The sequence below is a fragment of the Thermophagus sp. OGC60D27 genome (assembly GCF_052400625.1).
GTDB lineage: Bacteria > Bacteroidota > Bacteroidia > Bacteroidales > Marinilabiliaceae > Thermophagus.
This window is the reverse complement of record NZ_JBQTGH010000035.1, coordinates 1-1,442: the sequence shown is the minus strand read 5'-3', so window position 1 is coordinate 1,442 and position 1,442 is coordinate 1. Positions and strand designations below refer to the sequence as shown.

The following is a 1,442-nucleotide window of genomic DNA, read 5'->3' as shown; positions in this document are numbered from 1 at the left end:
CAATGTCGTTTAGTTAAGGACAAAAAGCCTACTATTTAATTGTATAGTAATATTGTATATAATTTATTTTGTCGTTTTTTGCTGTCTTTGTATTTTTGAAGTATAGAAAAGGAAGTGTAACAATCTAATAACAGCGAGGTCTTTTTCCTTTTCGAAAGGCCTTTTAAATTATTTAAAAAATAAGATAGAAGATGAAGGTTTGTTAAAAACTTTCAGAACTGAGTCCCGTTTCTTTACAAGAGTAAGAGGTCTTAGTTTTTCATCGTTAATTTATTTTCTTCTTCAATTAGGGAAAAGCAGTTGCCAACAAGAGTTGGATAAGTTTTTTAAAGGTTCAGATGCTACCTATAGCAAAGGCGCCTTAAGCCAGCATCGTTTAAAATTAAAACCGGAAGTATTTTCTCACTTAAATATACTACAGGTTCAATATTATTATCAGAACGCAAGTGGTATTAAAAGATGGAAAGGTCATCGATTGATAGCTATTGATGGCAGTACAATTCAACTACCTTACTCTAAAGATCTAGTTAAAAACTTTGGCCACTTTGAAACCAAAACAGAAAATGGAAGAAAAGTTGTGATGGCAAGAATTTCACAGGCCTATGATTCATTAAATGAAATTAGTGTTGATGCACAAATTGATCATTACCGAACCAGTGAACTAGAATTATTTTCACGACATCTTCAAACCTTAGAAAAAAATGACTTAATAATCGCAGATCGTGGATATTCAGCTTATTGGATAATGGCTCTGGTATTAGAACAGCAAAAACATTTCCTAATAAGAGTCAAAGCCAATCGCTGGAAACTTGCTAAGGAATTCTTGAATTCATCTTTATCTGAGCAATATGTTGAAGTATCTCCATGCAATGAAGCTATAAAACGATGCAGAGAGCGAGGCATTTCTCCGAAAAAATTAAAATTACGCTTAGTAAGAGTCCGGATTGAAAACGGAGAAGATCATGTATTAATCACTTCATTAACAAATCAGAAACAATATCCTGTTTGCGAAATAATGAACTTATATATAAAGAGATGGCCTGTTGAAGAATCATTTAAACTTTTGAAAGTTAGAGCTCAATTAGAAAACATGAGTGGGAAATCTATGATTACTGTGAAACAAGATTTTTATAGGATAATCATGAGGGCAAACTTATCCAGTATCTTAAGCAGAAAGCTTACCTCAAAGGGAAAATCCAAGATATCTAAATCTAGAAAAAGAAACTATCAACTCAATCGAACCCAGGCATACCGAAAAGTGAAAGATATAATATTAGCATTTTTTACACCAAATATATGGGATGAGATCTTAATGGACTTTGCTTCCCAACTTCTTAATCAACTAGAAATTGTAAGAAAAGGAAGATATAACACACGATTTAAAAGATACTCTGGAAAACCTGTGGCATTTTCAGCTTACAAACCTTAACTAAACGACATTG

General features: G+C 32.4%; 1 protein-coding gene. It reads left to right on the top strand.

Annotation, left to right across the window (positions count from 1 at the left end):
• The first annotated feature begins 199 nt into the window (after nucleotides 1–199).
• Nucleotides 200–1,429, top strand: coding sequence for an IS4 family transposase (locus ACT29H_RS16730; protein WP_444822801.1), 1,230 nt, complete (start codon nucleotides 200–202; stop codon nucleotides 1,427–1,429).
• The last annotated feature ends 13 nt before the right edge of the window (nucleotides 1,430–1,442 follow it).